This window comes from Prosthecomicrobium pneumaticum (genome assembly GCF_014199915.1).
Classification (GTDB): domain Bacteria; phylum Pseudomonadota; class Alphaproteobacteria; order Rhizobiales; family Kaistiaceae; genus Prosthecomicrobium; species Prosthecomicrobium pneumaticum.
The window spans coordinates 342,998-350,657 of the sequence record NZ_JACHOO010000002.1 but is presented as its reverse complement, the minus strand read 5'-3'; the positions used below and the strand labels follow the sequence as shown (position 1 = coordinate 350,657).

General features: G+C 70.8%; 8 protein-coding genes. 5 read left to right on the top strand and 3 right to left on the bottom strand.

Features of this window, described 5'->3' with window-relative positions; genetic code table 11:
* Positions 1-194: 194 nt before the first annotated feature.
* The gene (locus GGQ63_RS05290) at positions 195-695 is read right to left on the bottom strand and encodes a type III secretion system chaperone family protein (protein ID WP_183853291.1); all 501 of its coding nucleotides are present in this window, start codon (positions 693-695) and stop codon (positions 195-197) included.
* 336 nt (positions 696-1,031) lie between these two features.
* Between GGQ63_RS05290 and lgt the strand changes: the two genes are divergently transcribed.
* From lgt to GGQ63_RS05265, 5 genes are all read left to right on the top strand, one after another.
* A complete protein-coding gene (lgt, locus tag GGQ63_RS05285) occupies positions 1,032-1,880 on the top strand; it encodes a prolipoprotein diacylglyceryl transferase (protein WP_183853289.1) in 849 nt (282 codons plus the stop codon).
* Positions 1,877-2,962 carry a class I SAM-dependent methyltransferase gene (locus GGQ63_RS05280; RefSeq protein ID WP_183853287.1) on the top strand — a complete coding sequence of 362 codons (1,086 nt, stop codon included), beginning with the start codon at positions 1,877-1,879 and terminating at the stop codon, positions 2,960-2,962. Before lgt ends, GGQ63_RS05280 begins: the two co-directional genes overlap by 4 nt.
* A 10-nt stretch (positions 2,963-2,972) precedes the next feature.
* The gene (gene pgeF / locus GGQ63_RS05275) at positions 2,973-3,755 is read left to right on the top strand and encodes a peptidoglycan editing factor PgeF (RefSeq protein WP_183853285.1); all 783 of its coding nucleotides are present in this window, start codon (positions 2,973-2,975) and stop codon (positions 3,753-3,755) included.
* Between the two features lie 87 nt (positions 3,756-3,842).
* Positions 3,843-4,403 (top strand): hypothetical protein, encoded by a 561-nt coding sequence (locus GGQ63_RS05270; RefSeq protein ID WP_183853283.1) that lies wholly within the window; start codon positions 3,843-3,845, stop codon positions 4,401-4,403.
* Between the two features lie 146 nt (positions 4,404-4,549).
* Complete coding sequence (locus tag GGQ63_RS05265; RefSeq protein WP_183853281.1) at positions 4,550-5,482, top strand: ribose-phosphate diphosphokinase; 933 nt, start codon at positions 4,550-4,552, stop codon at positions 5,480-5,482.
* A gap of 684 nt (positions 5,483-6,166) precedes the next feature.
* Here the strand turns inward: GGQ63_RS05265 and exbD are convergent.
* Both exbD and exbB read right to left on the bottom strand, forming a co-directional pair.
* Positions 6,167-6,589: a TonB system transport protein ExbD gene (gene exbD, locus GGQ63_RS05260; protein WP_183853279.1), complete on the bottom strand. Its 423-nt coding sequence runs from the start codon at positions 6,587-6,589 to the stop codon at positions 6,167-6,169.
* A gap of 6 nt (positions 6,590-6,595) precedes the next feature.
* Complete coding sequence (gene exbB, locus GGQ63_RS05255; RefSeq protein WP_183853277.1) at positions 6,596-7,507, bottom strand: tonB-system energizer ExbB; 912 nt, start codon at positions 7,505-7,507, stop codon at positions 6,596-6,598.
* Positions 7,508-7,660: the final 153 nt, after the last annotated feature.

Below are 7,660 nucleotides of genomic sequence, written 5' to 3'. Positions count from 1 at the left end.
GAGGCCGGCATGACGGGTGGAGGGGGTGTTCGGAGAGCAGGACGGTCGAGGGGCGGACGGTTCGGGGATGCGGAGCCGTCGGCTTCCTCGAGAACATCCGTCACCCCGGCCTCCGTGCCGGGGTCCATAATCGTGACATCCGGCGACAGGGCGCGCCGGCACGCTCCCGAAAGCAGCCGGCGGACGATCCCCGCTCAGGCTTCGCCGACGGTCTCGAAGAGCACGACCTCGAGCGCCTCGGAGGCCGACTTGCCGGCCCAGACGACGAACTGGAAGGCCTGGTAATAGCGCTCGCAGCTCTCGATCGCGTTGGTCAGCATCGCCTCGACCTGCCGGGTGCTCGGTTCGGTGCCGGCGAGCAGGAGGGTCTGCCGGTACATCACCACGCCTTCCTTGCTCCACAGGTCGAAATGGCCGATCCAGAGCTGCTCGTTGACCTGCGAGAGGAGGCGCATCACCTCGACCTTGCGTGGATCGGTGACGCGCAGATCGAAGGCGCAGGCGAGATGCACCGCCTCCATGTCCTCCATCCAGGAGAAGGACACGTGGTAGTCGCACCAGCCGCCGCCCACCGAGATGGTGATCTCGTCGTCGCCCGAGCGCTCGAAGCTCCAGTCGTGGAGCGCGGCGACGTGCTCGATCATGTCGACGGGATTGGTGTGACGGTCTTCCGTCTCGACATCCAGAAGGCTCATGGCCGACCCTCGCGCTTGATCGGGATGGGAGGACGCAACAGACTCAGTCGAGCGCCGGGCGAGCTCTCGAAAAGGCCGTTCCCGAGCCGCAGGAGAACCGCGCCGACCTCTGCGGAAACGGCGATCCTCACCGAACTCAAGCCATCAGCGCGTGACGAAGCAGCGCGAATCTTCATTGCCTTCGAGTATAGAGATCGATTTCGCGGATGCGATCCCTTTTCTTCGCAGCCGCATCACGCCTGTGGACGCCGCGCCAGCGTGGCCGGCTGTCGCCCCATCTTGACCCACGGGACCTGATCGGCGAACCAGTCAGCCGGGGCCGCTCTGGGGTTGATCATGCCGACGCTTCTTGCTTTGCCATTTCCGACGTTCCTCGATCCTGTCGCGGTACAGGTCGGGCCGCTCGTGGTGCGATGGTATGCGCTCGCCTATATCGCCGGCATTCTCGTCGGCTGGTGGTATGCGAAGCGGCTCGTCGCCGATGCACGGCTGTGGGAGCCGAAGGGTGTTCCGCTGACGCCGGCCGACATCGATGATCTCGTCGTCTACGCGACGCTCGGCATCATTCTCGGCGGCCGCATCGGCTATGTGCTGTTCTACGATCCGCTGCGCTTCCTCGCCGAGCCGCTGCAGATCTTCGCCGTGTGGACCGGCGGCATGTCCTTCCATGGCGGCTTCCTCGGCACCGTCCTCGCGATGGTGCTGTTCGCGCGCGCTCGAAAGATCCCGATCTGGTCGCTGATCGATGTGGTGGCGCCCTCCGTCACCTTCGGCCTGTTCTTCGGCCGGCTCGCCAATTTCGTGAATGGCGAGCTGTTCGGCCGGCCGTCCGACATGCCCTGGGCCTTCGTCTTTCCCGCCGGCGGGCCGGTGCCGCGCCATCCGAGCCAGCTCTACGAGGCGGCGCTCGAGGGGCTCGTGCTCTTCCTCGTGCTGCGCTTCTTCACCCATCGTCTCGGCGCGCTGGCGAGGCCCGGCCTCGTCTCGGGCGTGTTCGCGGTCGGCTATGGCTGCGCCCGCATCTTCGTCGAGTTCTTCCGCGAGCCGGACATCCAGCTCGGCTATTTCCTGCCCGACACCGTTCCTTTCGGGCTGACCATGGGCATGCTCCTCTCGCTGCCGCTCGTCGCCGCCGGGGCCTATCTGATCTGGCGCGCCCTGCGGCCGGTGCCGCAGGCGGAATGAGCGGGGCGCCCGCCGAGGCGCCGACGCCGCTCGCCCGCCGGCTGGCGCTCAGGATCGCCGCCGACGGGCCGATCACCGTCGCGGCCTATATGGAGGCCTGTCTCGGCGACCCCGAGCACGGCTATTACGCGAGGCGCGAGCCCTTCGGCACGGCGGGCGATTTCGTCACCGCGCCGGAGATCAGCCAGATGTTCGGCGAGCTGATCGGCCTGTGGGCGATCGAGCGCTGGCGGGCGATCGGCCGGCCGGAGGCCTTCGTGCTCGCCGAGCTGGGGCCGGGCCGCGGCACGCTGATGGCCGATCTGCTGCGCGCCGCGCGCATCGAGCCGGGCTTCCTCGCGGCGGCGCGGATCGTGCTCGTCGAGACGAGCGCGCGGCTCCGCGCCATCCAGAGCGCGACGCTCGCCGGCCACGCCGTCCTCTGGCGGGACGAGGTCGCGGCGCTGCCCGGGGGGCCGCTGATCGCGGTGGCGAACGAGTTCTTCGACGCCCTGCCGATCCGCCAGTTCGAGCGGACGGAGGCGGGCATCGCCGAGCGGATGGTGGGGCTGCGCGACGGCGCGCTCGTCTTCGGGCTGCGGCCCGGCGCCCGGCTCGATGCCTCGCGCGAGGCGAGGCTCGCCGCGGCGCCCGCCGGCAGCGTGCTCGAGATCGCGCCGGCCGGCGAGCGGCTCGCCGCGCTGCTCGGCGCACGGATCGCCCGCTCGGGCGGCGCCCTCCTCGCGATCGATTACGGCCATGGCGGCGGCTTCGGCGACACGCTCCAGGCGCTGCGTCGCCATGCCTATGATCCGCCGCTCGCCCATCCCGGCGAGGCGGACCTGACCGCCCATGTCGACTTCGCCGCGCTCGCCGCCGCGGCGGCCGGGGCGGGCGGGCGCCCGGAACAGCTCGAGACGCAGGGCGGTTTCCTGCTGCGGCACGGCCTGCTCGAACGGGCCGGCCGGCTCGGCGCCGGCAAGGACGGGGCGATCCAGGAGGCGATCCGCGCCGCGGTCGAACGGCTCGCCGGCCCCCGCGCGATGGGGGAATTGTTCAAGGTCCTCGCGGTCCATGGGACCGCGGTGGGGCCGGAAGGATGAGGAGACGGCCATGCGATTGACCTCCGATGCCCTCGCTGCGCTGCCCGGCGTCACGCACGGTTTCTTCACGCGCCGGGGCGGCGTCTCGGACGGGCTCTACGCCTCGCTCAATTGCGGCCTCGGCTCGGCGGACGACCGGGAGAGCGTGATCGCCAACCGCGCCCGTGTCCTCGCCGTGCTCGGTCTGCCGCCCGGCCGGCTGGCGACGCCGCACCAGATCCATTCGGCCGACGTCGCGGTCGTCGAGACGGTCTGGGCGCCGGGCGAAGGTCCGAAGGCGGATGCGGTGGTGACGGCGCGGCCGGGGGTCGCGATCGGCGTCGGCACCGCCGATTGCGGGCCGCTGCTCTTCGCCGATGCCGAGGCGCGCGTCGTCGGCGCGGCGCATGCCGGCTGGAAGGGCGCCTTCTCGGGCGTCATCGAGGCGACGGTCGAGGCGATGGAGGAACTCGGCGCGCAGCGCGCGCGAATCGTCGCAGCGCTCGGCCCCACCATCTCGCGGCCCGCCTATGAGGTCGGGCCGGAGTTCCGCGTGCGTTTCCTCGAGGCGGACACGGCAAACGAGCGCTTCTTCTCCCCCGCCGGCCGGACCGACCGGCATCTCTTCGACCTGCCGGCCTATATCGGCGCCCGGCTCCTGGCGGCCGGCCTCGGCCGCGTCGAGGACCTCCGGCTCTGCACCTATGGCGATCCCGAGCGCTTCTTCTCCTACCGCCGCGCGACCCATGAAGGCGAGCCGGATTACGGCCGGCTCCTTTCGGCGATCGCGCTGGTCGACCCGGCCGCCGGATAGGCCGGGCCGGCCGTCTGGACCAGCCTTCCGAATGCGTCTACAGGTGTTCCGGGTCCCCCGAGAGGGGGAGGGTGAAAGGCAGGTGTGATGGGGCGAGTGCGCAGGACGGGCCTCTCCGGCCTTCTGGTCGCGATGGCGGCTCTCGGTCTTTCCGGCTGTGGCAGCAGCTTTTTCGGCTTCGGCGAGGAGGAGTCTCCGGCGGCGAGCACGCCCGCGGCGAACCCGGCGGCGACGAATTCGCCGAGCGTTCTGCCCGGCGCCTCGAGCAGGCCGACCGTTCCGGTTTCGAACGCCCGCTTTTCCTTCGTGTCGCTCACCGGCGCGCCGGCGAGTGTCACCGGCCGGCTGTCCTCGGCGCTCGGCCGGGAGGCCGCGACGCGCGGCCTGCAGCTCGCGCCGTCGGGCGACGAGAGCGCGACCTATATCGTCAAGGGCTATCTTTCGGCGGTCGGCGACGCCTCGGGCACCATCATCGTCTATGTCTGGGACATCTTCGACAAGAACGGCCGGCGCATGCACCGGCTGTCCGGCCAGGAGTCGATCTCGGCGACGGCAGCCGACCCTTGGGGGGCCATCGACGGCGCCGTGCTCGACGCGGTGGCCCGGCGCACGATCGAGGCGATCGGCACCTGGGGCGCCTCCGACTGAAGGCCGGCCGCAAGTTTTCCGGCCTCCGTTCGCGCGGGGGCTTTGCCAGCGGACGGTCCACTTGCTAAAAGGCCGCCGCACGGACGCGCGGAGCCGCTCGCGGATTCGCCGCCCGCCCCCCATGCCATGGACGGGACCCCCATTCCGTGAAGCTCGTCGCCGGAAATTCCAACCGGGTGATCGCCGACGCGATCGCCACCTATCTCGAAATCCCGCTCGCCAAATGCCTGGTCCGCCGCTTCGCCGACCAGGAGATCTTCGTCGAGATCCAGGAGAATGTGCGCGGCGAGGACGTCTTCGTCGTGCAATCGACGAGCTACCCGGCGAACGACAATCTGATGGAGCTCCTGATCCTGATCGATGCGCTGCGGCGGGCCTCGGCCCGCCGCATCACCGCCGTGCTACCCTATTTCGGCTATGCGAGGCAGGATCGGAAGCCATCGGCGCGGACCCCGATCTCGGCGAAGCTCGTCGCCAACCTGATCACCCATGCCGGAGCCGACCGCGTTCTGACGCTCGACCTGCACGCCGGGCAGATCCAGGGCTTCTTCGACATCCCGACCGACAATCTGTTCTCGGTGCCGGTGATGTCGCGCGACATCAAGGAACATTACGACCTCGCCAATGTGATGGTCGTGTCGCCCGATGTCGGCGGCGTGGTGCGGGCGCGCGCGCTCGCCAAGCGGATCGACGCACCGCTCGCCATCGTCGACAAGCGGCGCGAGCGGCCGGGCGAATCCGAGGTCATGAACATCATCGGCAATGTCGCCGGCCGCGACTGCATCCTGTTCGACGACATCGTCGATTCGGGCGGCACGCTGTGCAACGCCGCCGATGCGCTGATCGCCAACGGCGCCCGCTCGGTGGTCGCCTACATCACGCACGGCGTGCTGTCGGGCGGGGCGGTGACGCGCATCACCAGTTCGCGGCTGAAGGAACTCGTCATCACCGATTCGATCCAGCCGACGGAGGCCGTGCTCGCCGCGTCCAACATCCGCGTGACCTCGATCGCCACCCTGATCGGCGAGGCGATCAACCGCACGGCGAGCGAGAAGTCGGTTTCGAGCCTGTTCGCGTAAGGGCGCGCGCGGCCCTCCGCTCAGGATACCGGCCTTCGCGCCGCGTCCAGAGCCGGCCCTGCCCAGCCTTTCCGTCTCCTTGCCGTTTGCGATCGGCCCCCACCACCCGTCATGCCGGCCTTCGTGCCGGCATCCATAATCGTGACGGTGGGGCTCCCGGCGGACCCTGTCCATCCGTCACGTCCGCTGAGGCGGAAATCCATCGCGCCGCCTGCCGCCGGGTCGCGAGAGAGGGTTGCGCGGCCCGAAGGGGCGTCGTCTCGGCTTCGCCTCGCCCGGGATGACGGTGCGGGATAGGGGGAGGTGGTACGCGGTTGGCCCGGCGGCACGATTATGGGCCCCGGCACGGAGGCCGGGGTGACGGGTGTTCCGGGGGGGCGATGGTGCGCCGCGTCCTTGAACGGTCCTGCCACTCCGACCCGTTCTCGCGCTCCTTGCCGTTTGCGATCGGCCCCCGCCACCCGTCATGCCGGCCTTCGTGCCGGCATCCATAATCGTGACGTTGGGGGCTCCCGGCGGACCCTTTCCATCCGTCACGTCCGCTCGGGCGGAAATCCATCACGCCGCCTGCCGCCGGGTCGTGAGAGAGGGTTGCGCGGCCCGAAGGGTCATCGTCTCGGCTTCGCCTCGCCCGGGATGACGGTGCGGGGTAGGGGGGCGGCGCGCGCCGACGAAGGGGAGCCCTCAGCTGCCGCCTTCGACGCCGACGAGGGCGATCCTGGCGTAGCCGGCCGTGCGCAGACGGTTCATCAGCGTCATCAGCTCGCCATAAGGGACGCGGCGGTCGGCGCGGAGATAAAGGCGCTCCTCGCGATTGCCCCTGGTCGCCGCGTCGAGCGCGGCCGCGAGACCGTCGGCGGCGACCGGCGTCGCGCCGAGCAGCACCGAGAGATCGGCCTTCAGCGTCAGGAAGAGCGGCTTGTCGCTGCGCGGCGCCGCCTTGGCGTTGGAGCGCGGCAGGTCGACCGGAGCGTCGACGGTCGCAAGCGGTGCCGCCACCATGAAGATGATGAGAAGGACGAGCATCACGTCGATGAAGGGCGTGACGTTGATTTCGCTCGCCTCGGCGAGGTCGTCCTCGTCCGGGCCGCCGAGCCTGACCGCCATCGCGCGCTACTCCGCCGCCGCGGAGAGGCGCGGCCGCTCGCGCGCCGCGGCGCGGTCGAGGTCGCGCGACAGGAGGCGCATCACCTCCGCCGACACGTCGGCGAGCGCCGCCCGGTTGCCGGCGATCGCGCGGGCGAAGACGTTGTAGAAGACCACCGCCGGAATGGCGGCGACGAGGCCGATCGCGGTCGCGAACAGCGCCTCGGCGATGCCCGGCGCGACGATGGCGAGATTGGTCGTCTGCGCCTGGCTGATGCCGATGAACGAATTCATGATGCCCCACACCGTGCCGAACAGGCCGACGAAGGGGGCGATCGAGCCGACGGTGGCGAGCACGCCCGTGCCGCGGCCGGCGTCCCGCGCGGCGGCGGCCTCGATCCGCGCGAGCCGCGATGCGGTGCGCTCCTTGATGCCGTCGACCGACAGATCGGCCGACAGATCGCGTTCCGTCACCGCGGCGGCGACGAGGGCGGCGGCCGGGTCGCGGCGGCGGCCGATCGCGTCCTCGGCATCGTCGAGCGAGCGGGCGCGGCCGAGCCGGCGGCCGAGCGCCCGGGTGCGCGTCCGCGCGCCGGCGAGCTCGAGCGACTTCGCGAGGAAGATCGCCCAGGTCAGCACGGAGGCGCCGGCGAGCAGGATGATGACGCTCTTCACGACGGCATCGGCATTGGCGAACATGCCGGCCGGGGAAAGGTCGTGCGGCAGCGTCGCCGGGTCCACCCCCTCGGCGAGCGGATCCGCCTCGGCCGAAGGGATTGCCGGGGCGAGGTCGGCGCCGGGGGGCGGGGTGGCCGGGGTCGCCGGTTGCCCCGCGGCGGTCGATCCGGTCGCCGCCGGCGCGGCGGGCGCCTGCTGTGCCGGGGCGGCACCGGGCAGCAGGAGGAGCGCCAGCGCGAGGATCGGACCGAAGCGTCTCATCAGGACGGCTCCCGCATTGCGAAAGAAAAGATGAACGTCAAAGTCCGAATAAGCTCCGATGCTCCCCGGCGCAACGGAAAAACGGCGCGTCCGCGGGGCTTGCGCCGGCTTCTCTTGTCGCCGCGGGCCGTCTCGGCTATAAGCCCGCCGCGG

Coding starts and splice junctions, on each gene's coding strand:
- GGQ63_RS05290 (WP_183853291.1), bottom strand. CDS start 695: ATGAGCCTTCTGGATGTCGAGACGGAAGACCGTCACACCAATCCCGTC.
- lgt (WP_183853289.1), top strand. CDS start 1,032: ATGCCGACGCTTCTTGCTTTGCCATTTCCGACGTTCCTCGATCCTGTC.
- GGQ63_RS05280 (WP_183853287.1), top strand. CDS start 1,877: ATGAGCGGGGCGCCCGCCGAGGCGCCGACGCCGCTCGCCCGCCGGCTG.
- pgeF (WP_183853285.1), top strand. CDS start 2,973: ATGCGATTGACCTCCGATGCCCTCGCTGCGCTGCCCGGCGTCACGCAC.
- GGQ63_RS05270 (WP_183853283.1), top strand. CDS start 3,843: ATGGGGCGAGTGCGCAGGACGGGCCTCTCCGGCCTTCTGGTCGCGATG.
- exbD (WP_183853279.1), bottom strand. CDS start 6,589: ATGGCGGTCAGGCTCGGCGGCCCGGACGAGGACGACCTCGCCGAGGCG.
- exbB (WP_183853277.1), bottom strand. CDS start 7,507: ATGAGACGCTTCGGTCCGATCCTCGCGCTGGCGCTCCTCCTGCTGCCC.